This is a genomic window from Cupriavidus sp. FW305-27, from assembly GCF_058787995.1.
Genome location: NZ_JBYTAG010000016.1, coordinates 1 through 25,271 on the forward strand (window position 1 = coordinate 1; position 25,271 = coordinate 25,271).

General features: G+C 64.7%; 26 protein-coding genes, 2 tRNA genes and 1 pseudogene. 21 read left to right on the top strand and 8 right to left on the bottom strand.

The features are described 5' to 3' along the window. Positions 1 to 116 precede the first annotated feature (116 nt). Positions 117 to 1,805, bottom strand: a complete 1,689-nt coding sequence (locus tag AC3WRI_RS10100; RefSeq protein ID WP_058696860.1) for an electron transfer flavoprotein-ubiquinone oxidoreductase — start codon at positions 1,803 to 1,805, stop codon at positions 117 to 119. 310 nt (positions 1,806 to 2,115) lie between these two features. On the opposite strand from AC3WRI_RS10100, the gene AC3WRI_RS10105 reads away from it, so the two are divergent. The 5 genes from AC3WRI_RS10105 to AC3WRI_RS10125 all read left to right on the top strand — a co-directional run bounded on the left by AC3WRI_RS10105 (position 2,116) and on the right by AC3WRI_RS10125 (position 6,607). Next, positions 2,116 to 2,901, top strand: coding sequence for an SDR family oxidoreductase (locus AC3WRI_RS10105; protein WP_010813116.1), 786 nt, complete (start codon positions 2,116 to 2,118; stop codon positions 2,899 to 2,901). 270 nt (positions 2,902 to 3,171) lie between these two features. Continuing rightward, the gene (locus AC3WRI_RS10110; protein ID WP_010813115.1) at positions 3,172 to 3,774 is read left to right on the top strand and encodes a TRAP transporter small permease; all 603 of its coding nucleotides are present in this window, start codon (positions 3,172 to 3,174) and stop codon (positions 3,772 to 3,774) included. Then, entirely contained in the window at positions 3,771 to 5,075 is a 1,305-nt protein-coding gene (locus AC3WRI_RS10115; RefSeq protein ID WP_010813114.1) for a TRAP transporter large permease, read from the top strand. Before AC3WRI_RS10110 ends, AC3WRI_RS10115 begins: the two co-directional genes overlap by 4 nt. A gap of 49 nt (positions 5,076 to 5,124) precedes the next feature. Further along, complete coding sequence (locus AC3WRI_RS10120) at positions 5,125 to 6,153, top strand: DctP family TRAP transporter solute-binding subunit (RefSeq protein WP_011615002.1); 1,029 nt, start codon at positions 5,125 to 5,127, stop codon at positions 6,151 to 6,153. A gap of 52 nt (positions 6,154 to 6,205) precedes the next feature. Then, entirely contained in the window at positions 6,206 to 6,607 is a 402-nt protein-coding gene (locus tag AC3WRI_RS10125; protein WP_010813112.1) for an acyl-CoA thioesterase, read from the top strand. 15 nt (positions 6,608 to 6,622) lie between these two features. On the opposite strand, the gene AC3WRI_RS10130 is transcribed toward AC3WRI_RS10125, so the two are convergent. Continuing rightward, positions 6,623 to 7,168: a PAS and helix-turn-helix domain-containing protein gene (locus tag AC3WRI_RS10130; protein ID WP_010813111.1), complete on the bottom strand. Its 546-nt coding sequence runs from the start codon at positions 7,166 to 7,168 to the stop codon at positions 6,623 to 6,625. 182 nt (positions 7,169 to 7,350) lie between these two features. Here AC3WRI_RS10130 and AC3WRI_RS10135 point away from each other — a divergent pair, with 182 nt between their 5' ends. After that, positions 7,351 to 8,052, top strand: coding sequence for a CoA transferase subunit A (locus AC3WRI_RS10135; RefSeq protein WP_010813110.1), 702 nt, complete (start codon positions 7,351 to 7,353; stop codon positions 8,050 to 8,052). Positions 8,053 to 8,063: 11 nt separating this feature from the next. Further along, on the top strand, positions 8,064 to 8,702 hold the full coding sequence (locus tag AC3WRI_RS10140) for a CoA transferase subunit B (RefSeq protein ID WP_010813109.1): 639 nt from the start codon (positions 8,064 to 8,066) through the stop codon (positions 8,700 to 8,702). A gap of 213 nt (positions 8,703 to 8,915) precedes the next feature. Here AC3WRI_RS10140 and AC3WRI_RS10145 read toward each other — a convergent pair whose 3' ends face one another. After that, on the bottom strand, positions 8,916 to 9,398 hold the full coding sequence (locus AC3WRI_RS10145; RefSeq protein ID WP_492293279.1) for a DUF411 domain-containing protein: 483 nt from the start codon (positions 9,396 to 9,398) through the stop codon (positions 8,916 to 8,918). A 10-nt stretch (positions 9,399 to 9,408) separates the two neighbouring features. Then, a complete protein-coding gene (locus AC3WRI_RS10150; protein WP_010813107.1) occupies positions 9,409 to 10,185 on the bottom strand; it encodes a 3-hydroxybutyrate dehydrogenase in 777 nt (258 codons plus the stop codon). Between the two features lie 205 nt (positions 10,186 to 10,390). Here AC3WRI_RS10150 and phaZc point away from each other — a divergent pair, with 205 nt between their 5' ends. The 14 genes from phaZc to AC3WRI_RS10220 all read left to right on the top strand — a co-directional run bounded on the left by phaZc (position 10,391) and on the right by AC3WRI_RS10220 (position 23,025). Continuing rightward, the gene (gene phaZc / locus AC3WRI_RS10155; protein WP_492293281.1) at positions 10,391 to 11,272 is read left to right on the top strand and encodes a 3-hydroxybutyrate-oligomer hydrolase PhaZc; all 882 of its coding nucleotides are present in this window, start codon (positions 10,391 to 10,393) and stop codon (positions 11,270 to 11,272) included. 44 nt (positions 11,273 to 11,316) lie between these two features. Then, positions 11,317 to 11,679, top strand: coding sequence for a RidA family protein (locus AC3WRI_RS10160; protein ID WP_010813105.1), 363 nt, complete (start codon positions 11,317 to 11,319; stop codon positions 11,677 to 11,679). A 15-nt stretch (positions 11,680 to 11,694) separates the two neighbouring features. After that, positions 11,695 to 13,923 (top strand): RelA/SpoT family protein, encoded by a 2,229-nt coding sequence (locus tag AC3WRI_RS10165; RefSeq protein WP_010813104.1) that lies wholly within the window; start codon positions 11,695 to 11,697, stop codon positions 13,921 to 13,923. Between the two features lie 21 nt (positions 13,924 to 13,944). Further along, positions 13,945 to 14,021 (top strand) — tRNA-Val (locus tag AC3WRI_RS10170). Positions 14,022 to 14,382: 361 nt separating this feature from the next. After that, positions 14,383 to 16,290 (top strand): threonine--tRNA ligase, encoded by a 1,908-nt coding sequence (thrS, locus tag AC3WRI_RS10175; protein WP_011615007.1) that lies wholly within the window; start codon positions 14,383 to 14,385, stop codon positions 16,288 to 16,290. A gap of 48 nt (positions 16,291 to 16,338) precedes the next feature. Further along, positions 16,339 to 16,860 carry a translation initiation factor IF-3 gene (infC, locus tag AC3WRI_RS10180; protein WP_078195944.1) on the top strand — a complete coding sequence of 174 codons (522 nt, stop codon included), beginning with the start codon at positions 16,339 to 16,341 and terminating at the stop codon, positions 16,858 to 16,860. 167 nt (positions 16,861 to 17,027) lie between these two features. Beyond that, entirely contained in the window at positions 17,028 to 17,225 is a 198-nt protein-coding gene (gene rpmI / locus AC3WRI_RS10185) for a 50S ribosomal protein L35 (protein WP_006575466.1), read from the top strand. Positions 17,226 to 17,253: 28 nt separating this feature from the next. After that, positions 17,254 to 17,610 (top strand): 50S ribosomal protein L20, encoded by a 357-nt coding sequence (rplT, locus tag AC3WRI_RS10190; RefSeq protein WP_008650487.1) that lies wholly within the window; start codon positions 17,254 to 17,256, stop codon positions 17,608 to 17,610. 239 nt (positions 17,611 to 17,849) lie between these two features. Beyond that, a complete protein-coding gene (pheS, locus tag AC3WRI_RS10195; RefSeq protein WP_010813101.1) occupies positions 17,850 to 18,881 on the top strand; it encodes a phenylalanine--tRNA ligase subunit alpha in 1,032 nt (343 codons plus the stop codon). Positions 18,882 to 18,938: 57 nt separating this feature from the next. Beyond that, positions 18,939 to 21,386, top strand: a complete 2,448-nt coding sequence (pheT, locus tag AC3WRI_RS10200) for a phenylalanine--tRNA ligase subunit beta (RefSeq protein ID WP_010813100.1) — start codon at positions 18,939 to 18,941, stop codon at positions 21,384 to 21,386. Between the two features lie 101 nt (positions 21,387 to 21,487). Further along, a complete protein-coding gene (locus tag AC3WRI_RS10205) occupies positions 21,488 to 21,898 on the top strand; it encodes an integration host factor subunit alpha (RefSeq protein ID WP_037024300.1) in 411 nt (136 codons plus the stop codon). Positions 21,899 to 22,014: 116 nt separating this feature from the next. After that, positions 22,015 to 22,440 (top strand): MerR family transcriptional regulator, encoded by a 426-nt coding sequence (locus AC3WRI_RS10210; protein ID WP_010813098.1) that lies wholly within the window; start codon positions 22,015 to 22,017, stop codon positions 22,438 to 22,440. 55 nt (positions 22,441 to 22,495) lie between these two features. After that, a tRNA-Pro gene (locus tag AC3WRI_RS10215) sits at positions 22,496 to 22,572 on the top strand. Between the two features lie 141 nt (positions 22,573 to 22,713). Beyond that, entirely contained in the window at positions 22,714 to 23,025 is a 312-nt protein-coding gene (locus tag AC3WRI_RS10220; RefSeq protein WP_011615009.1) for a hypothetical protein, read from the top strand. A gap of 549 nt (positions 23,026 to 23,574) precedes the next feature. On the opposite strand, the pseudogene AC3WRI_RS10225 reads toward AC3WRI_RS10220, so the two are convergent. The 4 genes and pseudogenes from AC3WRI_RS10225 to AC3WRI_RS10240 form a co-directional block, all read right to left on the bottom strand. After that, a pseudogene (locus AC3WRI_RS10225) lies at positions 23,575 to 23,850 on the bottom strand (BrnA antitoxin family protein); the annotation flags it as partial. Further along, positions 23,834 to 24,088 carry a BrnT family toxin gene (locus AC3WRI_RS10230; protein WP_063834059.1) on the bottom strand — a complete coding sequence of 85 codons (255 nt, stop codon included), beginning with the start codon at positions 24,086 to 24,088 and terminating at the stop codon, positions 23,834 to 23,836. The pseudogene AC3WRI_RS10225 and the gene AC3WRI_RS10230, both read right to left, overlap by 17 nt. Before the next feature lie 227 nt (positions 24,089 to 24,315). Continuing rightward, entirely contained in the window at positions 24,316 to 24,822 is a 507-nt protein-coding gene (locus AC3WRI_RS10235) for a cupin domain-containing protein (protein WP_010813094.1), read from the bottom strand. 43 nt (positions 24,823 to 24,865) lie between these two features. Beyond that, on the bottom strand, positions 24,866 to 25,126 hold the full coding sequence (locus AC3WRI_RS10240) for a hypothetical protein (protein WP_010813093.1): 261 nt from the start codon (positions 25,124 to 25,126) through the stop codon (positions 24,866 to 24,868). Positions 25,127 to 25,271 lie beyond the last annotated feature (145 nt).

Consider the following 25,271-nt stretch of genomic DNA (forward strand, 5'->3'; position numbering starts at 1 on the left):
AGGGCTGAGCCCCGTGCAATACAGGACTCAGCCCTTGGCGGCCTAACTTACCCGTCCAACTTTACGGGGTCAGTTCAGTTTCCGGTGCCGTTTTTTCTGCCGCTGGCGCGGCAGGCTTACATCCCGACGTAGTTCGGACCGCCGCCGCCTTCCGGCGTCACCCAGACGATGTTCTGGGTCGGATCCTTGATGTCGCAGGTCTTGCAGTGAACGCAGTTCTGCGCATTGATCTGCAGACGTTCCTTGCCCGACGTCTCGTCCTGCACGAACTCATACACACCTGCCGGGCAGTAGCGCGACTCGGGGCCGGCGTACCTGTCCCAGTTGATGTTGACCGGAACGCTGGCGTCCTTGAGCGTCAGGTGCGCCGGCTGGTTCTCTTCGTGGTTGGTGTTGCTGATGAAGACCGAGCTCAGGCGGTCGAAGGTCAGCTTGCCGTCCGGCTTCGGATACTCGATCTTCTGGCACTCGGCCGCGGGCTTCAGGTACACATGGTCCGGCTTCACGCGGTGGATGGTCCATGGCGGGTTGCGGATGCCCAGCTTGGGCAGCAGCCATTGCTCGATGCCGGTCATCAGCGTGGCGGTGGTGCGGCCCTTCTTGAACCACTGCTTGAAGTTCTTGGCCTGCAGCAGTTCCTTGTGCAGCCAGCTCTGCTCGAACGCGGTCGGGTAGGCGGCCAGCTCATCGTGCTGGCGGCCGGCCTGCAGCGCGTCATAGATGGCCTCGGCGGCCAGCATGCCGGTCTTGATGGCGGCGTGGCTGCCCTTGATGCGCGAGGCGTTCAGGTAGCCGGCGTCGCAGCCGACCAGCGCGCCGCCCGGGAACACGGTCTTGGGCAGCGACAGCAGGCCACCGGCGGTGATGGCGCGGGCGCCGTAGGAGAGGCGCTTGCCGCCCTCGAAGTACTGGCGGATTTCCGGATGCGTCTTGAAGCGCTGGAATTCCTCGAACGGAGACAGCCACGGGTTGGTGTAGTCCAGGCCGACCACAAAGCCGACCGCGACCTTGTTGTCTTCCATGTGGTACAGGAACGAGCCACCGTAGGTGGCGGGGTCGAGCGGCCAGCCGGCGGTGTGCACCACCAGGCCGGGCTTGTGCTTGGCCGGGTCGATCTCCCACAGCTCCTTCAGGCCGATGCCGTAGCTCTGCGGATCCTTGCCGGCATCGAGCTTGAATTTCTCGATCAGTTGCTTGCCCAGGTGGCCGCGCGCGCCTTCGGCGAAGATGGTGTACTTGGCATGCAGTTCCATGCCCAGCTGGAAGTTGTCGGTGGGCTCGCCTTCCTTGTTGATGCCCATATTCCCGGTGGCCACGCCCTTGACCGAGCCGTCTTCGTTGTAGAGCACTTCGGCGGCGGGGAAGCCCGGGAAGATCTCAATGCCCAGCGCCTCGGCCTGCTGGCCCAGCCAGCGCACGAAGTTCGACAGGCTGATGATGTAGTTGCCTTCGTTGTGGAAGCACTCTGGCAGCAGGGCCGGAGGCGTGCCCTTGGAGCCGGACTCGTTCAGGAACAGGAACTTGTCTTCGGTGACGGCCTGGTTCAGCGGCGCGCCCAGTTCCTTCCAGTTCGGGATCAGTTCATTGAGGGCGCGCGGGTCCATGATGGCGCCCGACAGGATGTGGGCGCCGGGCTCGGAGCCCTTTTCCAGCACGCACACGTTGACGTCGGCGCCTTTCTCCTGCGCGAGTTGCTTCAGGCGGATGGCGGTGGCCAGGCCGGCGGGGCCGCCGCCGACGATGACCACATCGTATTCCATGGCTTCGCGCGGGCCGAACTGCTCCAGGAGCTGTTGCTGATCCATTGTCTCTAACCCTCTATTTCTTTGCTGCTTGCTTGCAATTGTGGGAAATGCGGTGATCGTTTTGCCGAGAACCGGGCCAGCGCGCGGACGGGAACCGCGGATGGGTGAGTTGGCAGCGATTTGGGGTCCAAAGACTCCCGGATCGCGCGTTTTCCCTCTTTCCCTTTGCTGGTCAAGTTCTTAGAATCTCCGGCATTGTCCGGGACTCGCCACCCACAGGCAAGGATTTTTTTGGAACGGTCGTTCTTTTTTTGATATGCTGCCTTCTGCTCCCGAATAGGCCGGAGGAGCTCCCGCACAAGAGGTAATCATGGGTTTGTCGATCAATCTGGAAGGCAAGGTCGCGCTGGTCACCGGCGCTTCAAGCGGGCTGGGCTCGCGTTTCGCGACGGTGCTGGCTGCCGCCGGCGCCAAGGTAGTGCTGGCCTCGCGCCGCACCGAGCGGCTCAAGGAACTGCGCGCTGCGATCGAGGCCGAGGGCGGCAGCGCCCATGTGGTGCGGCTGGACGTCACCGACCCGGACAGCATCCGCGCCGCGGTGGCGCATGCGGAGACTGAGGCCGGCTCCATCGACATCCTGGTCAACAACTCCGGCGTGTCGACCACGCAGAAGCTGACCGATGTGACCGCCGACGACTTCGATTTCGTGTTCGACACCAATACCCGCGGTGCCTTCTTCGTCGCCCAGGAAGTGGCCAAGCGCATGATCGCGCGCGCCAAGGGCGCCGAGCGCAACGGCAGCCCGCTGCCGCAGGCGCGGATCGTCAATGTCGCGTCGGTGGCGGGGCTGAAGGTGCTGTCGCAGATCGGCGTGTATTGCATGAGCAAGGCGGCCGTGGTGCACATGACCAAGGCCATGGCGCTGGAATGGGCGCGCCATGGCATCAATACCAACGCGATCTGCCCGGGCTATATCGATACCGAGATCAACCACCACCACTGGGATTCGGACGCCGGCCAGAAGCTGATCCAGATGCTGCCGCGCAAGCGCCTGGGCAAGCCGGAGGATCTCGACGGCCTGTTGCTGCTGCTCGCATCCGACCAGTCGCAGTTCATCAACGGCGCTGTCATCACCGCCGACGACGGCATGGTCTGACCGCCTGATCGCTGACCCGGGGGGGCGCAAGGCCCCCTGCATCCCGGCTGCGCGCCAAAAGCGCCGCGGGATGCCCGGACTGCACGCCCAGGGCTTATCCGGTCCCCTTGGGTGCGCCGTCGTCAGCACACATCAATCATCAGAAAATTCGTGCGTGGCGGGCCAGTCTTGGCATAATCCGCCATGTCTGCAGATTAAGTCTTTACATACAAGTAAAAAAACGCCGCGGTGGCCGCATGGCCCGAGCGGCCCGGACCGGAGGCCGGGGAGATGGAGCAACAAGAAGAGGCACGGCGCAACGCCGTGCCGCAACACGTCGTCGATTCCGCGGTGATCCCGCAGGCCGCCGACGAAGCGCAGGACGCTGATTTCCGGGTATCGCCCCGCATCGAGGACTGGATTGGCGTGATCGTGATGGTGCTGCTGGTCGGCATCACTTTCGCCAACGTGGTGGTCCGCTATTTCACCGACGAGTCATTTGCCTGGACCGAGGAGTTCTCGGTCTTCCTGATGATCGTGCTGGCGCTGGTCGCCGGCAGCGCCGCGGTGGCACGCGATCGCAATATCCGCATCGAATTCTTCTTCGAGCGCGGCAGCGCGGCCCGCCAGCGCCGCCTGGCGATCCTGTCGGCGCTGGCGGTGGCGGTGATGTTCATCGCGCTGGCGGTGCTGGGCGCACGCATTACCTGGGATGAGTACACCTTCGGCGAGACCTCGCCGGGCATCGGCGTGCCGAGCTGGTGGTACTCGATCTGGCTGCCGGTGCTGTCTGCCGGCATCGCGCTGCGCGCGCTGGGGCTGGTGCTGCGCAACGTGCGCGCGCTCAAGGCGCTGCATGAAGGCAAGGCCACCACGACGGAGAAGGCGCAATGACGTTCGTCGCCATCACCCTGTTCGTGGTCTTTATCGGCCTGATGCTGCTGGGCGTGCCCATCGGCGTGTCGCTGGGCCTGGGCGGCCTGGTTGCCATCGGCCTGTCCAATCTCGACACCCAGATGTTCGGCCTGCTGGCCGTGCCGCAGAACTTCTATGCGGGGCTGGCCAAGTATCCGCTGCTGGCGATCCCGATGTTCGTGCTGGTGGGGTCGATCTTCGACCGCTCCGGCGTGGCGCAGCGGCTGGTGACCTTTGCCATCGCCATCGTTGGTCGCGGCCCGGGCATGCTGCCGCTGGTGGCGATCCTGGTGGCGATGTTCCTCGGCGGCATCTCCGGCTCCGGCCCGGCCAACGCGGCCGCGGTGGGCGGCGTGATGATCGCGGCGATGTCGCGCGCCGGTTATCCGGGCTCGTACAGCGCCGCGGTGGTCGGCGCGGCAGCCGCGACCGACATCCTGATCCCGCCGTCGGTGGCCCTCATCATCTACAGCGTGCTGGTGCCCGGCGCATCGGTGCCGGCCTTGTTCGCCGCGGGCATGATCCCCGGCATCCTGGCCGGCGTGGCGCTGATCGTTCCGGCCGTGTGGCTGGCGCGCAAGCACAACATGGGCGCGATCGAAGCCGCGCTGCCGCGCCCGCCGTTCTGGAAGAGCCTGCGCGAGGCCGCATGGGGCCTGGTGGCGCCGTTCCTGATCCTGGGCGGCATGCGCGCCGGCTGGTTCACGCCGACCGAAGCCGCCGTGGTGGCAGTGGTCTACGGCCTGTTCGTCGGCATGGTGGTGTACCGCAGCATCGGCATGCGCGACCTGTTCACCATCTTCCAGGAGGCGGCCGAGACCTCGGCAGTGATCCTGCTGGTGGTGGCACTGGCCGGCATCTTCGCCTATGCGCTGTCGACGCTGGGCGTGATCGACCCGCTGGCGCACGCCATCGCCAATTCCGGGCTGGGCGAGTACGGCGTGCTGGCGCTGATCGTGCTGCTGCTGATGACGGTCGGCATGTTCCTGGACGGCATCTCGATCTTCCTGATCTTCGTGCCGCTGCTGCTGCCCATTGTCAATGCCTTCCACTGGAACCCGGTGTGGTTCGGCGTGGTGCTGACACTGAAGGTGGCGCTGGGCCAGTTCACGCCGCCGCTGGCCGTGAACCTGATGGTGTCGTGCCGGATTGCCCGGGTGCGCATGGAAGAGACCGTGCCCTGGGTGATCTGGATGTTGCTGGCGATGTTTATCGCCATGCTGATGGTGCTGGCCTATCCGCCGCTGGCGACCTGGCTGCCTGAGTACCTCGGCTACTGATGTTCCGCATTCACAAACAAGAATTGACGCTTTCCCGAGAGGAGATGAAATGAAACGTCGTGCCCTGATGCTCGCAACGGCTGCCGCCATTGCCGCTTCCGCCTTCGCCCCCGCCGGCGCAATGGCCCAGACCTACAAGTCCGAGTACAAGATGTCGCTGGTGCTCGGCCCGGCCTTCCCGTGGGGCAAGGGCGGCGAGATCTGGGCCGACCTGGTCAAGCAGCGCACCAACGGCCGCATCAATATCAAGCTGTACCCGGGCACCTCGCTGGTGGCCGGCGACCAGACCCGCGAGTTCTCGGCGATCCGCCAGGGCGTGATCGACATGGCGGTGGGCTCGACCATCAACTGGTCGCCGCAGGTCAGGGAACTGAACCTGTTCTCGCTGCCGTTCCTGATGCCCGACTACAAGGCGCTGGACGCGCTCACGCAGGGCGAAGTCGGCAAGTCGATCTTCGCCACGCTGGAAAAAGCCGGCGTGGTGCCGCTGGCCTGGGGCGAGAATGGCTTCCGCGAGGTGTCCAACTCCAAGCGCGAAATCCGCAAGCCGGAAGACCTCAAGGGCATGAAGCTGCGCGTGGTCGGTTCGCCGCTGTACATCGAGACCTTCAACGCGCTGGGCGCCAACCCGACCCAGATGAGCTGGGCCGATGCGCAGCCGGCGATGGCCTCGGGCGCGGTCGACGGGCAGGAGAACCCGCAGTCGGTGTTCGCCGCCGCCAAGCTGTACACGGTGGGCCAGAAGTTCGTCACCACCTGGGGCTACGTGGCTGACCCGCTGATCTTCGTGGTCAACAAGCAGATCTGGGAAAGCTGGACCCCGGCCGACCGCGAGATCGTGAAGCAGGCCGCCGTCGACGCCGGCAAGCAGGAAATCGCGCTGGCCCGCAAGGGCCTGGCCGAGCCGGGCGCGCCGGCCTGGAAGGATATGGAGGCGCACGGCGTCAAGGTCACGCACCTGACGCCGGCCGAGCATGACGCCTTCCGCAAGGCCACCGCCAAGGTCTACGACAAGTGGAAGAAGCAGATCGGCACCGACCTGGTGACCAAGGCCGAAGGCGCGATCGCCAAGCGCTGAGCCAAGCAGAGGGCCCGCCAGACCCGGCGGGCCTGTTCTTTTGGAGGCTGTGATGAAGCACGTCTATACGGTGGTCATGCCGATCCGCTGGGGCGACATGGATGCCATGGGCCATGTCAACAACACCGTCTACTTCCAGTACCTGGAGCAGGCGCGCATCGAGTGGTTCGCGTCGCTGGGCCGCGGCGGCAAGGATGCACGCGGGCAGGGGCCGGTCATCATCAATGCGCACATGACTTTCCTGAAGCAGCTGCGCTACCCGGGCGACATCGAGTGCCGCGTCTACGCCGGCCAGCTCGGCCGCACCAGCTTCGAGACCCGCATGGAAATCCGCCGCACCGACCAGCCCGACGTGGTCTGGGCCGAGGGCGGGGCCAAGGTGGTGTGGTGCGATTACACGCAGGAGAAGTCGGTGCCGGTGCCGGCAGAGATCCGCGCGATCATCGAGGGCTGATGCCTGCCACGGGGCTCAGTGGTTGACCAGCCGCTGCACCAGGTCCACCGACGTGCTGGCCCCGTACTTCTTCATCAGCCGCGCCCGGTAGATGTCCACCGTGCGCGGGCTGATCGCCAGCAGCTTGCCGATCTGCTTGCTGGTCTTTCCCTCCACCAGCTGCGCCGCGATCTCGCGTTCGCGCGCGGTCAGCTCCGCAGTGACCTGGCGCTTCTGCGACAGATCCTCGAAGGTCCAGATCCCCGCGCCCAGCGGTTGCGTGCGGTCCAGTGCGCGCCCGGTGACATGGCACCAGAACAGCTCGCCGCCGGCGCGCTTCATGATGCGTTCGTCCGAGTACATGCCGCGCTTGCCCATGATCGGCGCGATGCGCGCGCCGGTGCGCTCGAATTCGTCGGCGGTGGGGTAGAGCACTTGGAAGGACTGGCCCAGCAGCGCTTCGCGCGTGGTGCCGAAAATGCGGCAGACCTCCTCGTTGCAGTCCTCGATCACGCGTTCGCGTGACAGCACCAGGCCCACGGGGGCGAGCTGGAAGGCGGTCTGGTAGTCGATTGCGGGCATCTGCTTATGTATTTTTACGTAATGGCGTAGCCGGCTGCGCTTGCGTATGCTGTCGGTCGGACGAGTTGCGGCGACTGTCGCCCGCCTGTTGCCGATTGTACCGTTACAATTTCCCTGCGTCGCCCGCCGCACAACCCGGTGGCGGGAAGAGCGACAGGGAACTACCGAGGAAGGAGCGAAGCATGAACAAGGTCTACGCCAGCGCCGCAGAAGCGCTTGCAGGCGTCGTCCGCGACGGCCAGACGATCGCCGTGGGCGGTTTCGGCCTGTGCGGCATCCCCGAGGCGCTGATTGCCGCGCTGCGCGACAGCGGCGCCAAGCAGCTGACCTGCATCTCCAACAACGCCGGCGTCGATGGCTTCGGCCTGGGCCTGCTGCTGGCCACGCGCCAGATCAGGAAGATGATCTCGTCCTACGTGGGCGAGAACAAGGAGTTCGAGCGCCAGTACCTGGCGGGCGAACTTGAGCTGGAATTCACCCCGCAAGGCACGCTGGCCGAGAAGCTGCGCGCCGGCGGCTCGGGCATCCCGGCCTTCTTCACCAAGACCGGTGTCGGCACCATCGTCGCCGAAGGCAAGGAAATCCGCGAATTCGACGGCCAGCAGTACGTGATGGAGCGTTCGCTGACCGCCGACGTGGCGCTGGTCAAGGCATACAAGGCTGACAAGGCCGGCAACCTGGTGTTCCGCCGCACCGCGCGCAACTTCAACCCGATGTGCGCCATGGCGGGCAAGGTCACCATCGCCGAGGTCGAGCATATCGTCGAGACCGGCGAGCTGGACCCGGATGAAATCCACCTGGCCGGCATCTTCGTGAAGCGCCTGGTGCTGAACACCACCCCCGAGAAACGCATCGAGCAGCGCACCGTGCGCGCGGCCAGCTAAGGAGACGCATCATGGCATGGACACGTGACGAAATGGCCGCGCGCGCCGCGACCGAGCTGCAGGACGGTTTCTACGTCAACCTGGGCATCGGCCTGCCGACGCTGGTGGCCAACTGGGTGCCCGAAGGCATGGAAGTGTGGCTGCAGTCCGAGAACGGACTGCTGGGCATCGGCCCGTTCCCGACCGAGGACGAAGTCGACGCCGACATGATCAACGCCGGCAAGCAAACCGTGACGACGCTGCCGGGCTCGTCGATCTTCTCGTCGGCCGACTCGTTCGCGATGATCCGCGGCGGCCACATCAACCTGGCGATCCTGGGTGCGATGCAGGTCAGCGAAAAGGGCGACCTGGCCAACTGGATGATCCCGGGCAAGATGGTCAAGGGCATGGGCGGCGCGATGGACCTGGTCGCCGGCGTCGGCCGAGTGGTGGTGCTGATGGAACACACCGCCAAGAAGAAGGATGGCACCGAGGACATCAAGATCCTGAAGGACTGCAACCTGCCGCTGACCGGCGTGGGCGTGGTCAACCGCATCATTACCGACCTGGGCGTGATCGACGTGACCGACGAAGGCCTGAAGCTGGTGGAAACGGCTCCGGGTGTCAGCCGCGAGGAAATCCAGGCCAAGACTGGCGCTCCGCTGCTGTAAGCGGGCTGAGCTCCGAAGCCTGGCAGGGCCCCTGAGGTGCGATGCGCCGCAGGGGCTTTTTTGTCGGGTCGCTTCGCTTTGGAATTGCCCGGCCGGGCTACGCCAGCCGGCTGCATTCCCTAGCTCTTCCGGCGAATAGCCCGGCAATATCGCTGCGCACTAAGCTGGCTGCTCTCCGGCAAGGCGCAGACCTTGCCGCCCGGCAGCCGCAGGTCAGCCTGCCTGCTTGTTGTAGCTGGCGAACACCGAAGCGGCGCCGTCCGCTTTTACGATCAGCACGTCGAACGGGTCCTTGCGCGGGCCCTGTTCCATGCCGGGCGAGCCGACCGGCATGCCCGGCACGGCCAGGCCGATCGCCTTGGGCTTTGCTGCCAGCAGCTTGCGGATATCCGCCGCCGGCACATGGCCCTCGATGGCGTAGCCGCCGATATACCCGGTGTGGCAGGAGCCAAAGCGTTCCGGCATGCCGAAGCGCTTGCGGTACACGCCGGTGTCCTCGACATCATGCACCGTCACGGTGAAGCCGTTGCTGCGCAGGTGCTTGACCCAATCCTCGCAGCAGCCGCACAGCGGGCTCTTGTAGACGTCAATGGCAAGCGGCTTGGCGGCTTGCGCCAGCGCGCCGGCCACCGGTGCCAGCGCCCCGGCCGAGACCGCGCCCAGCGCCAGCGCGCGCAGGAAACTGCGTCGTTGCATCGTTTGCTCCTTACTGCGCCACCCAGCCGCCGTCCATGTTCCAGATCGCGCCGCGGACCTGGCGGGCCGCTTCGGACGACAGGAACACGGCCAGCGCGCCCAGCTCATCGGGCGTGACGAACTGTCCCGAGGGTTGTTTCTCCAGCACCAGCTCGCGCTTGGCCTGTTCCACCGGAATGCCTTCCTTCTGCGCGCGGGCTTCGACCTGCTTCTGCACCAGTGGCGTCAGCACCCAGCCCGGGCAGATCGCGTTGGCGGTGACGCCGGTCTGCGCGGTTTCCAGCGCGGTCACCTTGGTGAAGCCGACGATGCCGTGCTTGGCCGCCACGTAGGCGGACTTCTGCGCCGAGGCCACCAGCCCGTGGGTGGAGGCGACATTGATGATGCGGCCCCAGTCCTTCTGCTTCATGCCGGGCAGCGCCAGGCGCGTGGTGTGGAAGGCCGAGGTCAGGTTGATGGCGATGATCGCGTCCCAGCGCTCGGGCGGGAAATCCTCGATCGCGGCCACGTGCTGGATGCCGGCGTTGTTGACCAGGATGTCGGCGCCGCCGAAGTCGGACTGCGCGTAGCGCATCATGTCTTCGATCTCGGCCGCCTTGCTCATGTCGGCGCCGTGGTAGCCGACCCGGATCCCCTGGCCGGCCTGCGCGATTTCTGCCTTTGCGGCGTCCGCGTCACCAAAGCCGTTGACGATGATGTTGGCGCCCTGGGCCGCCAGCGCTTTCGCGATGCCGAGCCCGATGCCGCTGGTCGAGCCAGTCACCAGTGCGGTCTTGCCGTTGAGCATGTAAGCCTCCGTCGAGAGAAAGGAATGCCACAGAAAGGTTGCCACAGGGTTGGCGGAGCGCGCCGTGGCGGTGCGCGGCCGCGCACGCGGGACGCTGACACTGTGCTGTGGCATTGTACCCGCTGCGGCGTACAATCCAGCTTTGCTCAACCTCCGGCAGCGCCGTCTTTTTGCGGTCCGCGGTCCGGTTCGTCAGGGAGTCCAGATGTCTGCCAGTCCGCGTCTCGGTTTTGTCCAGTGCATCAGTCCGGCGGGCCTGCACCGCATGGCCTACCACGAGTGGGGCGACCCCGCCAATCCGCGCGTGCTGGTGTGCGCGCATGGGCTGACGCGCACCGGCCGCGACTTCGACACCGTCGCCAGCGCGCTGTGCGGCGACTACCGCGTGGTCTGCCCCGATGTGGCCGGGCGCGGCCGCTCGGAATGGCTGGCCGATGCCAACGGCTACGTGGTGCCGCAGTATGTGTCCGACATGGTCACGCTGATTGCGCGGCTCAATGTGGAGAAGGTGGACTGGTTCGGCACCTCGATGGGCGGGCTGATCGGCATGGGCCTGGCCGGGCTGCCGAAGTCGCCGGTGCGCAAGCTGCTGCTCAACGACGTGGGCCCGAAGCTGGCGCCGTCGGCGGTGGAACGGATCGGCGCCTACCTGGGGCTGCCGGTGCGCTTCAAGACCTTCGAGGAAGGCCTGGCCTACCTGCAAACCATCAGCGCATCGTTCGGCCGCCATACGCCCGAGCAGTGGCGCGAGCTCAACGCCGCCATCCTGAAACCGGTGCAGGGCACGGACGGCCTGGAATGGGGCTTGCATTACGATCCGCAGCTGGCGGTGCCGTTCCGCAAATCCACGCCCGAGGCCATTGCTGCCGGCGAGGCCGCGCTCTGGCGCAGCTTCGAGGCCATCGAAGGCCCGGTGCTGGTGGTGCGCGGCGCGCAGTCGGACCTGCTGCTGCGCGAGACCGTGGCCGAAATGGTGGCGCGCGGCAAGCATGTGAGTTCGGTGGAAGTGCCCGACGTGGGCCATGCCCCGACCTTTGTCGATCCGGCGCAGATTGCGATCGCCCGGCAGTTCTTTACCGGGGCCTGATGGCATCGCATGCCGGCCCTGTTTTTATCAGTCAACGCATTGTCATGAGTAACCTTGAACTGAAGCGCGCCCATGTGGGCAAGCGGTTGTCCGAATACGCGGTCTATAACGGCGTGGTGTATCTCGCCGGTCAGGTGCCCGAGGTCGATCCCAAGGCCGATATCCGCGGCCAGACGCGCGAGGTCCTCGGCCATATCGACCGGCTGCTGGCCGAGGCCGGCAGCGACAAGACCCGCATCCTGTCGTGCCAGATCTTCCTGACCAATGTCGACCAGATCGGCGAGATGAACGAGGTCTGGGACGCCTGGGTGCCGCAAGGCAACACGCCCCCGCGCGCCACCGTCGAAGCCCGTCTGGCCAATCCCGATTACCTGATCGAAGTGGTGGTGACCGCTGCGCTCAACTGATGCAGGCGTTGTGACATGGTGACGTCCACCGACCTGACCGGTCGGGTCGCGGGCATTCCGGATGCCGAACTGGTCGAACGCGCACTGGCCTACGTGCGCGAGCATGGTGCCGAGGTAGCGCTGCCCACCGGCGAGACCGTGCTGTCGCACGCGCAGGGCATGCTGCGCATTCTCGACGGCCTGCGCGTCGACGACGCCGCGCGTGCCGCCGCCTGCCTGTTCGGGCTGGTGGCCTTCGTGCCCGGTACCGAGGCCGAGATCGCACCGCGCTTTGGAGACGAGGTGGCACGGCTGGTCGACGGTGTGCGGCAGCTGCTGCGCATCGGTGCCATCGCCGGCAGCCGCCCCGAGGCCGAGCCGGCCGCGCCGTCCAAGAACGAAGCGCAGGCGCGCCACGAACAGGTCGAGGCGCTGCGCAAGATGCTGCTGGCGTTTGCGCAGGACATCCGCGTGGTGCTGGTGCGCCTGGCCTCGCGGCTGCAGACCCTGCGCTGGCTGGCCGAGACCAAGCAGGCGCCGCAGCCGGGCGTGGCGCGCGAAACGCTGGACATCTACGCGCCGCTGGCCAATCGCCTTGGTATCTGGCAGATGAAGTGGGAACTGGAGGACCTGGCGTTCCGCTTCGAGCAGCCCGATACCTACAAGCGCATCGCCAAACTGCTGGACGAGAAGCGCATCGAGCGCGAAGGCTATATCGGCGGCGCCATCGAACGGCTGCAGTCCGAGCTGGCGACTGCCGGCATCCGTGCCGAGGTCAGCGGGCGGCCCAAGCATATCTACAGCATCTGGAAGAAGATGCGCGGCAAGGAGCTGGATTTTGCCGACCTGTACGATGTGCGCGCCTTCCGCGTGATCGTCGACGATATCAAGGACTGCTACACGGTGCTCGGTATCGTCCACCATATCTGGCAGCCGATCCCGCGCGAGTTCGACGACTATATCTCGCGGCCCAAGGCCAATGGCTACAAATCGCTGCATACGGTGGTGATCGGCGATGACGGGCGCGCCTTCGAGGTGCAGATCCGCACGCATGAGATGCACCACTTTGCCGAATACGGCGTGGCCGCGCACTGGCGCTACAAGGAAGCGGGCAGCCGCGGCTATGCCGGGCAGTTCTCCGCCAGCGAGCGCTATGACGAGAAGATTGCCTGGCTGCGCCAGCTGCTGGCGTGGAAGGACGATGCCGACCACAGCGTGGCGCACGATGAATCGTGGGAGCAGATCAAGCACGCCGCGATCGACGACCACATCTACGTGCTGACGCCGCAGGCGCGCGTGGTGGCGCTGCCGCAGGGCGCCACCGCGGTGGACTTTGCCTACTACCTGCACAGCGATCTCGGCCACCGCTGCCGCGGCGCGCGCGTGGACGGCACCATGGTGCCGCTGAACACGCCGCTGAAGAACGGCCAGACCGTGGAGATCATCGCGGTCAAGCAGGGCGGACCGTCGCGCGACTGGCTCAACGCGGACCTGGGCTACCTGGCCAGCAGCCGCGCGCGGGCCAAGGTGCGGGCCTGGTTCAATGCGCTCGATTCGCAGGAGACCATCGCCCAGGGCCGCGTGCTGATCGACAAGACCCTGCAGCGCGAAGGCAAGACCGCGGTCAAGCTGGAAGACCTGGCCACGCGGCTGGGCTTCAAGACGCCGGAGGACCTGTTTGCGGCAGTGGCCAAGGATGAGTTCAGTCTGCGCCACGTGGAGCACGCGCTGCGACACCCGGAGGGCGAGATCCAGGCGCCGCTGAGCGAGGAAGACGCTGTCACCAAGAAAAGCCGCGCCACCAGCGTGGCGCGCGGCGCCAAGAGCGGCGTGCTGGTGGTGGGGGTGGATTCGCTGATGACGCAGATGTCGCGCTGCTGCAAGCCGGCGCCGCCGGACGACATCGTCGGCTTTGTCACGCGCGGGCGCGGGGTGTCGATCCATCGGCGCAGCTGCCACACCTTCCAGCAACTGGCCGGGCGCGCGCCGGAGCGGGTGATCCAGACCGAGTGGGGCCAGAAGAGCCACGCCGCGGTCTATCCGGTCGATATCCATGTCGAGGCGATCGATCGCCAGGGGCTGCTGCGCGATATCTCCGAAGTGCTGTCGCGCGAGAAGATCAATGTCACCGGCGTCAAGACGCTCTCCAGCAAGGGCGTTGCGCGCATGCAGTTCACTGCCGAAGTGTCCGAGGCTACGCAGCTGCAGCGCGCGCTGCAGTTGATCGAAGACGTCCAGGGGGTGTTGCAGGCGAAAAGAAAGTGATGCTATACTTGCGGCTTCGCTAGGCTCGTAGCTCAGCTGGTTAGAGCACCACCTTGACATGGTGGGGGTCGTTGGTTCGAGTCCAATCGAGCCTACCAACGAATTGCAGTAAAGCAGTAAAAGAAGTGTGGCAAGTCCGATTCAACCCCATACGGAACGGAAGCGCATCATGGTTATGACACCGCGAACTACTACCGCTGGCAAGCGACAGTAGTCGAGGTGCGCCTTCGACCCGGTTGGATCGGGTTTGACAAAGAGAAACGCGGCCTTGGCCGCGTTTTTTTTTCGTCTGTCGCCTGTCAGCGTCCTGATAAGCTGCCGCGTTTCCGGTGCGGCAGGGCAGGGCAGCAAAGAATAAATCGCCGGTCCCGCAGGCATGCAGGGCCGGTGCCACAAGATGCAGTTTGATCCGCTCGGGCGAGGCGCAAGACGCCGCCGGCGGAATCCTGGAGAGTCGAAATGATCGCAATCACGCTGCCGGATGGGTCCCGCCGCGAGTTTCCCGGCCCGGTGACGGTTGCCGAAGTGGCGCAGGGCATCGGTGCTGGCCTGGCCAAGGCCGCGCTGGCCGGCAAGGTGGACGGCCAACTGGTCGACACGAGCTACAGGATCGACCGCGATGCCGAGCTGGCCATCGTCACGGACAAGGACGCCGATGGCGTCGATGTGATCCGCCACTCCACGGCGCACTTGCTGGCCTATGCCGTCAAGGAGCTCTATCCGGAAGCGCAGGTGACGATCGGCCCGGTGATCGAAAACGGCTTCTACTACGACTTTGCCTACAAGCGTCCCTTCACGCCCGAAGACCTGGCCGCCATCGAGAAGAAGATGACGGAACTCGCCCGCAAGGACGAGAAGGTCGTGCGCGAAGTATGGAACCGCGACGAAGCGGTGGCGCTGTTCGAGTCGATGGGCGAGAAGTACAAGGCCGAGATCATCGCCTCGATCCCCGCCGACCAGGAAATCGGCTTGTACCGTGAAGGCAGCTTCGTCGACCTGTGCCGTGGCCCGCACGTGCCGTCCACGGGCAAGCTGAAGGTCTTCAAGCTGATGAAGGTGGCCGGCGCCTACTGGCGCGGCGACGCCAACAATGAGATGCTCCAGCGCATCTACGGCACGGCCTGGGCCAGGAAGGAAGACCAGGAAGCCTACCTGCACATGCTGGAAGAGGCCGAGAAGCGCGACCACCGCAAGCTGGGCAAGACGCTCGACCTGTTCCACCTGCAGGAAGAGGCGCCCGGCATGGTGTTCTGGCACCCGAAGGGCTGGCAGGTGTGGCAGGCCGTCGAGCAGTACATGCGCGGCCGCCTGACGGACGCCGGCTACGATGAGGTTCGTACGCCGCAGGTGATGGATCGTTCGCTTTGGGAAAAGTCCGGCCACTGGCAGAACTACAAGGAGAATATGTTCGTCACGGAGTCGGAGAAGCGCGACTACGCGATCAAGCCGATGAACTGCCCGGGCCATGTGCAGATCTTCAACCACGGCCTGCGTTCGTACCGCGACCTGCCGCTGCGCCTGGCCGAGTTCGGCGCCTGCCACCGCAACGAGCCGTCGGGCGCGCTGCACGGGCTGATGCGCGTGCGCGGCTTTGTGCAGGATGATGCGCACATCTTCTGCACGGAAGAGCAGATCGTGGCGGAGGCCAAGGCCTTCAACGAACTGGCGTTCTCGGTCTACGACGACTTCGGCTTCAAGGATGTGAAGGTCAAGCTGTCGCTGCGCCCGGACCAGCGTGCCGGCTCCGACGAGATCTGGGATCACGCCGAAGAGGGCCTGCGCCTGGCGCTGCGCGCCTGCGGCGTGGATTGGGAGGAGCTGCCGGGCGAGGGCGCGTTCTACGGCCCCAAGGTCGAGTACCACATCAAGGACGCGATCGGCCGCTCGTGGCAGTGCGGCACGCTGCAGCTTGACCTGGTGCTGCCGGAGCGCCTGGATGCCGAATACGTCTCCGAGGACAATTCGCGCAAGCGCCCGGTGATGCTGCACCGGGCCATCCTGGGCTCGTTCGAGCGTTTCCTGGGCATCCTGCTGGAAAACCACGCCGGTGCGCTGCCGGCCTGGCTGGCCCCGGAGCAGGTGGTGGTCATGAATATTGCGGATTCGCAGGCGGAATACGCCGAAAGCGTCGTGCAATTGCTGCAAAAACAAGGGTTTAGGGCCAAGGCTGATTTGCGTAATGAGAAAATTACGTATAAAATCCGCGAGCATTCGCTTCAGAAGGTTCCCTACCTGCTGGTAGTGGGCGACAAGGAGCGGGATGCCAGTCAAGTGGCCGTGCGTGCCCGTGGCAACGTGGATCTGGGTGTGATGCCCGTCTCCGCGTTTGTTGAGCGTCTGAAAAACGACGTCGCCAGCAAAGCCTGATGGGTGGTGAGCACGGCTTGTTTTTTTGTCTTCTTGAGGTAACGCAACATCGCTACGGACAAAGGTCATCGCATCAACCGGGAAATCAGCGCGCCTGAGCTGCGCCTGGTAGGGGTTGATAACGAACAGCTCGGCATCGTCAAGTTCATGGACGCGCTCCGGCTGGCTGAAGATAAGGACTTGGACCTGGTCGAGATCGCGCCGAACGCGGTTCCGCCCGTCGCCCGGATCATGGATTACGGGAAGTTCAAGTACGAGGAAGCCAAGCGCGCCCACGAGGCGAAGCTGAAGCAGAAAATCATCCAGGTCAAGGAAGTCAAGTTCCGGCCGGGTACGGATGATGGCGACTACAACGTCAAGCTGCGCAACCTGAAGCGCTTCCTGGAAGACGGCGACAAGACCAAGATCACGCTGCGGTTCCGTGGTCGCGAGATGGCGCACCAGGAAATCGGCGCGCGCATGCTCGAACGCCTGAAGGCGGACCTGGAAGAAATCGGCCAGGTCGAGCAGATGCCGAAGATGGAAGGGCGCCAGATGGTGATGGTGCTCGCCCCCAAGAAGAAGAAGTAATTCCTGCGCGGTGCAGCGGCCGGGATGCCAGGCATCCCGGCGTTGCTTCGTGCGGAAGTCGCGCGCGGTCCGCAAGGGCCGCTGTGCAACAACAAGTGGATGCGGGTCTTGCAAGCGTCGGCGTGAGCCGTCCACCTGCATGCATGTCATATGAGCTGGAGTTTTTCATGCCGAAGATGAAGACGAAGAAAAGCGCCTCCAAGCGCTTTACTGCACGTCCGAACGGTTCGTTCAAGCGTGGCCAGGCCTTCAAGCGTCACATCCTGACCAAGAAGACCACCAAGAACAAGCGTCAACTGCGCGGTACTCAGGACGTCCATGAGACGAACCTGAAGTCGGTGCGCGCGATGATGCCTTACGCATAACCCCTGACGAAAACGAAAGGAGAATTACATGCCTCGAGTAAAGCGTGGGGTCACTGCACGGGCCCGTCACAAGAAAGTCATCGACGCTGCCAAGGGTTACCGCGGCCGTCGCAATAATGTCTACCGCATCGCCAAGCAGGCGGTCATGCGTGCTGGCCAGTACGCATACCGCGATCGCCGCAACAAGAAGCGCGTGTTCCGCGCCCTGTGGATTGCGCGTATCAATGCCGCGACGCGTGAGCATGGCATGACCTACAGCGTGTTCATGAACGGTCTGAAGAAGGCCTCGATTGAACTGGACCGCAAGGTGCTGTCGGACATGGCTATTCACGACAAGCCTGCCTTTGCCGCCATCGTCAACCAGGTGAAAGCCACCGTTGCCTGATGCCGGCTGCGGCAGCGCGTAAGCGCTGCCGGGCAAGCACCGACCGCAAGGTCGACCGCCGACTGCAAGGTCCGCTGAAACGGGGCTCCTCACCGAGCCCCGTTTTTATTTCGAATGCCGTTTCAGTTGCCGCTATCCGGTTGCCGAGACCGCATTCGAAACGAACACCGCACGTAGTGCCAACCCACGTCGGACCGGTGCGTACCGGCCCCGACGCCAAAAATCCCACGACCGCCGCCATGTCTCAGGATCTGGATCAAATTGTCGCCGATGCCCAGGCCGCCTTCGCTGCTGCCAACGACAACGCCACGCTGGAAAACGAAAAGGCCCGCTTCCTGGGCAAGACCGGCGCGCTGACCGAACTGCTCAAGGGCCTCGGCAAGCTCGACCCGGAAACCCGCAAGACGGAAGGCGCCCGCATCAACCAGATCAAGCAGCAGGTTGAAGCCGCACTGCAGGCACGCCGCCAGGCGCTGGCCGATGCGCTGATGAACGCGCGCCTGGCCGCCGAGGCCATCGACGTCACGCTGCCTGGCCGTGCGGTCAGCCGCGGCAGCCTGCACCCGGTGATGCGCACGTGGGAGCGCGTCGAGCAGATCTTCGGCTCGATCGGTTTCGATGTGGCCGACGGCCCCGAGATCGAGACCGACTGGATGAACTTCACCGCGCTGAACAATCCGGACAACCATCCGGCGCGTTCGATGCAGGACACGTTCTACGTGGATGGCCGCGACAGCGAAGACAAGCTGTTGCTGCTGCGCACGCATACCAGTCCGATGCAGGTCCGCTACGCCAAGATGCATGTCGAGAAGTACGCCGGCAAGGCGATGCCGCCGATCAAGGTGATCTGCCCGGGCCGTACCTACCGTGTCGACAGCGACGCCACGCACTCGCCGATGTTCAACCAGGTCGAAGGCCTGTGGATCGGCGAGGACGTCAGCTTTGCCGACCTGAAGGGCGTGTACACAGACTTCCTGCGCAAGTTCTTCGAGCGCGATGACATCCAGGTGCGCTTCCGCCCGTCGTACTTCCCGTTCACCGAGCCGTCGGCGGAGATCGACATGGCCTTCGGCAATGGCAAGTGGCTGGAGATCTCCGGTTCGGGCCAGGTGCATCCGAACGTGCTGCGCAACATGGGCCTCGATCCCGAGCGCTATATCGGTTTCGCGTTCGGCTCCGGCCTGGAGCGCCTGACCATGCTGCGCTATGGCATCAACGACCTGCGCCTGTTCTTCGAGGGCGACGTGCGCTTCCTGCGCCAGTTCGCCTGACGCGCCGCCGTCCCCTCGTCAACGACCACACAGAATACTTACCGGATCAGAAGCGCCATGCAATTCTCGGAATCCTGGCTTCGCACCTTCGCCAACCCTGAAAAGATCTCCACCGACGCGCTGTCGCACACGCTGACCATGGCCGGCCTGGAAGTGGAAGAAGTGGGCTCGGTCGCGCCGCCGTTCGACAGGGTGGTGGTCGCGCGCGTGCTGTCGACCGAGCGCCATCCCAATGCCGACCGCCTCAACGTGTGCCAGGTCGATGCCGGCACCGGCGAGACCCTGCAGATCGTCTGCGGCGCGCCCAACGTCAAGCCCGGCATTCTGGTGCCGTGCGCACTGGTCGGCGCCGTGCTGCCGCCGTCCGAGGATGGCGGCAAGCCGTTCGAGATCAAGATCGGCAAGCTGCGCGGCGTGGACAGCTACGGCATGCTGTGCTCGGCGCGCGAACTCAAGCTGTCGGAGGACCACGGTGGCCTGATGGTGCTGCCGGAAGACGCGCCGGTCGGCCAGGATATCCGCCAGTACCTCGACCTGGACGACCAGGTCTTTGTCATCAAGCTGACGCCGAACAAGGCCGACTGCCTGTCGATCCACGGCGTGGCGCGCGAAGTGTCGGCGCTGACCGGTGCCGCGCTGAACCTGCCGGAGATGAAGCCGGTGCCGGTGACGATCCAGGACAAGCTGCCGGTCAAGGTATCGGCGCCGGACCTGTGCGGCCGCTTCTCCGGTCGCGTGATCCGCGGCGTGAATGCGCGCGCGGCCACGCCGGCATGGATGGTGCAGCGCCTGGAGCGCTCGGGCCAGCGCAGTGTTTCCGCGCTGGTCGATATCTCGAACTACGTGATGCTGGAACTGGGCCGTCCGTCGCACGTGTTCGATCTGAGCAAGATCCACGGCGGCCTCGACGTGCGCTGGGGCCGCAAGGGCGAGCAGATCAAGCTGCTCAACGGCAATACCATCGAGGTCGACGAGCAGGTCGGCGTGATCGCCGATGACAAGGAGATCGAAAGCCTGGCCGGTATCATGGGCGGCGACAGCACCGCCGTGACGCTGGACACCACGGACATCTATCTCGAGGCCGCATTCTGGTGGCCCGCCGCGATCCAGGGCCGTGGCCGCCGCTACAACTTCTCGACCGATGCCGGACACCGCTTCGAGCGCGGCGTGGACTACGCCACCACGGTCGAGCATATCGAGCGCATCACCGCGCTGATCCTCGAGATCTGCGGCGGCCAGGCCGGCCCGGTGGACGACCACGTGGTCAACCTGCCGCAGCGCAAGCCGGTCAGCCTGCGCGTGGCGCGCGCCGAGCGCGTGCTGGGCATCGAGCTGTCGTCTGCAGCCATCGCCGATGTATTCCAGCGCCTGCAGCTGCCGTTCACACGCACCCAGGGCGCCGAGGGCGAGGTGTTTGAAGTCACGCCGCCGAGCTACCGCTTCGATATCGAGATCGAGGAAGACCTGATCGAGGAAGTGGCCCGCATCTATGGTTTCGAGCGCATCCCGGCACGTCCGCCGATCGCCGAGAGCGAGATGCGCCCGACCAACGAGGCCCGCCGCTCCAGCCACGTGGTGCGCCACGCCGTGGCCGCGCGCGATTACCAGGAAGTCATCAACTTCGCCTTCGTCGAAGAGAAGTGGGAGCGCGACTTCGCCGCCAACGACAACCCGATCCGCCTGCTGAACCCGATCGCCAGCCAGCTGGCGGTGATGCGCTCGACGCTGATCGGCGGCCTGGTCGACAAGGTGCGCTACAACCTGAACCGCAAGGCTGCGCGCGTGCGCCTGTTCGAGGTGGGCCGCGTGTTCCATCGCGACGCCAGCGTGAAGGATGGCGGCCTGACGGTGGCCGGCTACGATCAGCCGATGATGGCCGCGGGCATTGCCTATGGCCCGGCGTTCGAAGAGCAGTGGGGCATCCCCGCGCGCAACGTCGACTTCTTCGACATCAAGGGCGATGTCGAGGCACTGTTCCATCCGCGCGTGCCGCGCTTCGAGCCGGTGTCGCACCCGGCGCTGCACCCGGGCCGCGCCGCGCGCGTGCTGCTCGACGGCAAGGCCGTGGGCGTGGTCGGCGAGTTGCATCCGCGCTGGCTGCAGGAATACGAGCTGACGCATGCCCCGGTAGTGTTCGAACTGGCGCTTGACGCGCTGCGCGACACCGGCCTGCCGTTGTACACCGAGATCTCCAAGTTCCCGGCCGCCGTGCGCGACCTGGCCGTGGTCGTGAAGCAATCGGTGCGCGTGCAGGACCTGCTCGACGCCATGCGCGCGGCACTGGAAAAGCAGGGCTACGGCCGCTACTGCCAGAGCCTGGTGGTGTTCGACGAGTTCCGTCCCAAGGGCGCTTCCGCTGCCATTGGCGCGGACGAGAAAAGCCTTGCGTTCCGGGTGACCTTGCAAGATACTGGGTCGACCCTCCAGGACGAAACCGTCGACAGCGCAGTGCGCTGCATGGTCGACGCGCTGACAGAGGCCTTCCAGGCCCGGCTGCGCGGCTAAGCCATCGCCAGTACGCAACAAGTACGCGACGGACACACGATAAACAAGGGCGCCCGGGCTTGCCCCGGGCGGATCGCCAGACACACACTTGAGCGATCGACATGAATGATCGAGACGCGAATTCCATGACCGCTGCAGCACTGGGTGAGATGAGCGACCGGCAGGCTTCCTCCCTTGACGACGCTATGCCGGATGCGCGCGCGACCGAAGTTCCCACGCTGACCAAGGCCGAACTCGCCGAGATGCTGTTCGACCAGGTGGGCCTGAACAAGCGCGAATCGAAGGACATGGTCGAGGCCTTCTTCGACGTCATCCGCGAAGCGCTGGAGCAGGGCGACAGCGTCAAGCTGTCCGGCTTCGGCAACTTCCAGTTGCGCGACAAGCCGCAGCGGCCCGGCCGCAATCCCAAGACCGGCGAAGTCATTCCAATCACCGCGCGCCGCGTGGTCACGTTCCACGCCAGCCAGAAACTCAAGGGCCTGGTGGAAGAACGCGCCGGCATCGTCGGCTGACGCGTCACCCGAACGGCGGATTGCTTCCCGAAGCCGGCATCGGTATGCTTCTGGGCGCGCACCTGGTGCGCGCCAACCGCATGGCCGGCATGGCCTGACGCTCGTCTACACACCACATGTCGGACAAATCCAGCGATCGCATCGCGTTGCCGCCGATTCCGGCCAAGCGCTACTTCACCATCGGTGAGGTGAGCGAGCTTTGCGCCGTCAAGCCGCACGTCCTGCGCTATTGGGAACAGGAGTTCACGCAACTCAAGCCCGTCAAGCGCCGCGGCAATCGCCGCTACTACCAGCACCATGAAGTCCTGCTGATCCGCCGCATCCGCGAACTGCTCTACGAACAGGGCTTCACCATCAACGGCGCGCGCAATCGCCTCGATGAAGGCCGTCATCACAGTGGGGCAGCGGCAGCGCCTGAGGCCGCAGAAGTTGGTGAAGAAAATGCGGCGGCATTGTCGGTCGACATCGGCGGCCTGCGCAATGAACTGGTCGAAGTGCAGCACCTGCTCGCGCAACTGCGGGAGATCGCGAAGCACGGATAATTTCGACGTCGGGAGCTAGTCATACGGGAAATGCTTCTGTTATAATCTTTTGCTTCGGGGCGTAGCGCAGCCTGGTAGCGTACCTGCATGGGGTGCAGGTGGTCGGAGGTTCAAATCCTCTCGCCCCGACCAGACAAAACCCGCTTGGTGAATAGCCAAGCGGGTTTTTTATTTTCTGCGTGGAAATGGCCGGCCGGTGCGGTAACGCTTTGATACAGCCGTCGCCGATGCCCGTTGCTATGCTCTGCCATCCTCCCGACCGATTCCCCACTTATGTTCCGAAAGCTCTGTGTGGCTACCCTTGCGCTCCTCTGGCTGACGGCCGCGGCTGCCGCACGCGCCGACGACCGCGGCTACCCGAGCGCATATCGTGGCGGTGAGTACAAAGAGAAATTCCGTAGCGGCCCTTGTGAAATCGAACGCGAACAGAAGCGCGATGGCGAATACAAGGAAGAGCGCAAATGCAAGGGCGGTCCGCGTGGCTATGAGCGGAAGCAGAAGTACCGCGACGGCCCTTGCCTGATCGAGCGCGAATGGAAGGACGACGGTGAATATGAAGAGAAGGTCGAATGCAAGCGTGGATAAGTGCATGACCTTTCGGCCCGCCATGCGCGGCGCTGGCTGTTACTGCGAAAAGCAGGCCCGCTTTCTACCTAACCTGTTGCAACGATAGCGATCGCTGCTGTCGTCCTTACTTTTCCTGTGGAGCTTGCGCCATATATGCGCAACGCACGCAAGCACTCGGACGCCTGGGAAGGGCAGGTCGCCGATTGCATCAGCAGCTTGGTTGACGCGGCCGGTGCTGGCTGACTCCGGCTAGCCTGCCAAGCTGCCCTATTGGACTGCATCCAATACTCAGGCATGGTGTGGCTCTGACATAGGCCAAAGGTCTTCTCGCTGGACCAGGGAATCGGCTTCGCTGTCGGTGAGACTGTCACTCACAAAGAACTCGCGGCGTTCGACGTTGTTTCCAATGGTACGTTCGAGGGTTACTCGACGATACGTTGCCTGACGCGCAGGGTCGTTCGCGAAGGCTGTTACCGGGCGATAGGTGAGAACGGATGACAAGGTGTTGGGGTTGTCACGGACCGTGGTTCCATGCAGTGGGCCCCCAACGTAGGTAATGTCCATGGCCTGTTGAAGCGCAACGTTCAGCGTTGCGTTCATCAGCGTCTGCCAACCTTCCCCGCTGGCGCGGAATGCATCCAGTATGTCCGCGTCATAGCGAATGCTCACCAGTTCCTTGGTGCTGGCGAGCCTGGGTCGACCGCGGCCGCGTTTGCCGAGCGGCTTCATGGCCTGCATCTCTTTCGCCGAGACCTCGTACGTGTCCGGATCCGCAGCGATGCCGCGGTTGATGGCCGCGTCCTCTTCGTCGGTCGGCACGACGATCTCAGGCTTGGTCGACATAGTTCCTTGCCTCGCGTTTGTTGGCCTTGCGCAGGCTGATGATATGCATTGCATTCCCGCCCTGGGTGAACACCACGCAATAGAGGCGCTCATCAATGACGCCGAAGCCGATCTCGCGGAGTTCTCTGTAGTCGGCCCTGTCATCTACCCCTGCCAACAGGCTCGGCCAGTGGAACCTTGCTGCCAGCGCGAGCGAAACACCGTGCTTGGACTGGTTGCTGACATCCTTGGCAATAATTGTAGCTGCAAATAATGGGTGAGCCCAAGATTATCTGTGCTGCAGGATATGAATCCGCATCCTGAGTGCCTGTTGGGCTATACGCGCTGCTCGGTCGTTGCCAGCAAAGGCGGCGAGATACCCAGGTTCTCCCGTCATGGCCCGCCGGCACCCTGGCTTAGACTGGTCCCGCTGTACTCACCAGCCCGCCCGCACCCCACCGCGGCGGGCTGTTTCTTGGGTGGAGACTAGCGCGTCAGCCTGCGCAACAGCGCGTCATGTCCGCTTGCCAGGCCGGCAAGCGCCGTTGCGTCGGCCAGTTCGAATTCGCTGAACTGGAAGGCTGGTGCCACGGTGCAGCCGACCAGGGCGAAGTCCACGCCATCGGCCATATCCACGCGTTCGGCGGCAAACCATTGGCCGGCGGGCACCATTGCCTGGAAGGCCGCGCCGGGATGCCGCAGCGGGTCGCCCAGGCGCTGCGTGACGATGGTGCCGTCCACGATCCGGTGCACGTCCACGGGGGAGCCTGCGTGGTAGTGCCAGAGTTCGTCGGACCGGATGCGATGCCACGCGGAATAGTCGTTGCCGCACAGCATGTAGTGGATCGCGGTGCAGGCTGCGCGTGTGCGACCGTCCTGGCAGACGACCTGCTCTTCGCCGCGATAGGTTTCGCGGTAGTAGCCGCCTTCCGGATGCGGCTGCAGGTCGAGCGAGCGGATCAGTTGGCTGGCGGTCGGGCTGAGGTCTGGCATGTGGGCAAGCGGCGTGGCGCATCGGCGATGCGGAAGCCGTAGCTTAAAGCAGTGCGAAGCGTGCCTGGCCGGGGCCGACGAGGGCGGGGCGGCTGACCGGGTAGCGGTGACGGGTGCCCTGGGCGTCGAAGGACAGGAAATCCGGCGTCCAGCGCAGGGCCTGCAACTGGAGTGGCTCGATGCCGTCGACGAGGATGGCGCCGGCGTCCACGCAGACACTGCCGCAAGGCAGGCGCAGGGATTCGCAGTCGTCGCCGAAGTAGTAGGCCTCGAGCAGGATGGAATCGGACTGGTACAAGGGCATGGGCAGTATCCGGATACTGTATGGATGTACAGTATAGCTCTGGCCAGCGCTTCGGTCATCCCCGACGATTCTCATTTTCGTGCGCCGCCACACCCTGCGGCGCTGTGCCATTGCCGCGTCGAAGTTGGTGGCAGGCGGTGTCGGC

Bases quoted from the DNA above. Each gene is read 5' to 3' on its own strand.
- AC3WRI_RS10100 (WP_058696860.1), bottom strand. From the start codon at position 1,805: ATGGATCAGCAACAGCTCCTGGAGCAGTTCGGCCCGCGCGAAGCCATG.
- AC3WRI_RS10105 (WP_010813116.1), top strand. From the start codon at position 2,116: ATGGGTTTGTCGATCAATCTGGAAGGCAAGGTCGCGCTGGTCACCGGC.
- AC3WRI_RS10110 (WP_010813115.1), top strand. From the start codon at position 3,172: ATGGAGCAACAAGAAGAGGCACGGCGCAACGCCGTGCCGCAACACGTC.
- AC3WRI_RS10115 (WP_010813114.1), top strand. From the start codon at position 3,771: ATGACGTTCGTCGCCATCACCCTGTTCGTGGTCTTTATCGGCCTGATG.
- AC3WRI_RS10120 (WP_011615002.1), top strand. From the start codon at position 5,125: ATGAAACGTCGTGCCCTGATGCTCGCAACGGCTGCCGCCATTGCCGCT.
- AC3WRI_RS10125 (WP_010813112.1), top strand. From the start codon at position 6,206: ATGAAGCACGTCTATACGGTGGTCATGCCGATCCGCTGGGGCGACATG.
- AC3WRI_RS10130 (WP_010813111.1), bottom strand. From the start codon at position 7,168: ATGCCCGCAATCGACTACCAGACCGCCTTCCAGCTCGCCCCCGTGGGC.
- AC3WRI_RS10135 (WP_010813110.1), top strand. From the start codon at position 7,351: ATGAACAAGGTCTACGCCAGCGCCGCAGAAGCGCTTGCAGGCGTCGTC.
- AC3WRI_RS10140 (WP_010813109.1), top strand. From the start codon at position 8,064: ATGGCATGGACACGTGACGAAATGGCCGCGCGCGCCGCGACCGAGCTG.
- AC3WRI_RS10145 (WP_492293279.1), bottom strand. From the start codon at position 9,398: ATGCAACGACGCAGTTTCCTGCGCGCGCTGGCGCTGGGCGCGGTCTCG.
- AC3WRI_RS10150 (WP_010813107.1), bottom strand. From the start codon at position 10,185: ATGCTCAACGGCAAGACCGCACTGGTGACTGGCTCGACCAGCGGCATC.
- phaZc (WP_492293281.1), top strand. From the start codon at position 10,391: ATGTCTGCCAGTCCGCGTCTCGGTTTTGTCCAGTGCATCAGTCCGGCG.
- AC3WRI_RS10160 (WP_010813105.1), top strand. From the start codon at position 11,317: ATGAGTAACCTTGAACTGAAGCGCGCCCATGTGGGCAAGCGGTTGTCC.
- AC3WRI_RS10165 (WP_010813104.1), top strand. From the start codon at position 11,695: ATGGTGACGTCCACCGACCTGACCGGTCGGGTCGCGGGCATTCCGGAT.
- thrS (WP_011615007.1), top strand. From the start codon at position 14,383: ATGATCGCAATCACGCTGCCGGATGGGTCCCGCCGCGAGTTTCCCGGC.
- rpmI (WP_006575466.1), top strand. From the start codon at position 17,028: ATGCCGAAGATGAAGACGAAGAAAAGCGCCTCCAAGCGCTTTACTGCA.
- rplT (WP_008650487.1), top strand. From the start codon at position 17,254: ATGCCTCGAGTAAAGCGTGGGGTCACTGCACGGGCCCGTCACAAGAAA.
- pheS (WP_010813101.1), top strand. From the start codon at position 17,850: ATGTCTCAGGATCTGGATCAAATTGTCGCCGATGCCCAGGCCGCCTTC.
- pheT (WP_010813100.1), top strand. From the start codon at position 18,939: ATGCAATTCTCGGAATCCTGGCTTCGCACCTTCGCCAACCCTGAAAAG.
- AC3WRI_RS10205 (WP_037024300.1), top strand. From the start codon at position 21,488: ATGAATGATCGAGACGCGAATTCCATGACCGCTGCAGCACTGGGTGAG.
- AC3WRI_RS10210 (WP_010813098.1), top strand. From the start codon at position 22,015: ATGTCGGACAAATCCAGCGATCGCATCGCGTTGCCGCCGATTCCGGCC.
- AC3WRI_RS10220 (WP_011615009.1), top strand. From the start codon at position 22,714: ATGTTCCGAAAGCTCTGTGTGGCTACCCTTGCGCTCCTCTGGCTGACG.
- AC3WRI_RS10235 (WP_010813094.1), bottom strand. From the start codon at position 24,822: ATGCCAGACCTCAGCCCGACCGCCAGCCAACTGATCCGCTCGCTCGAC.
- AC3WRI_RS10240 (WP_010813093.1), bottom strand. From the start codon at position 25,126: ATGCCCTTGTACCAGTCCGATTCCATCCTGCTCGAGGCCTACTACTTC.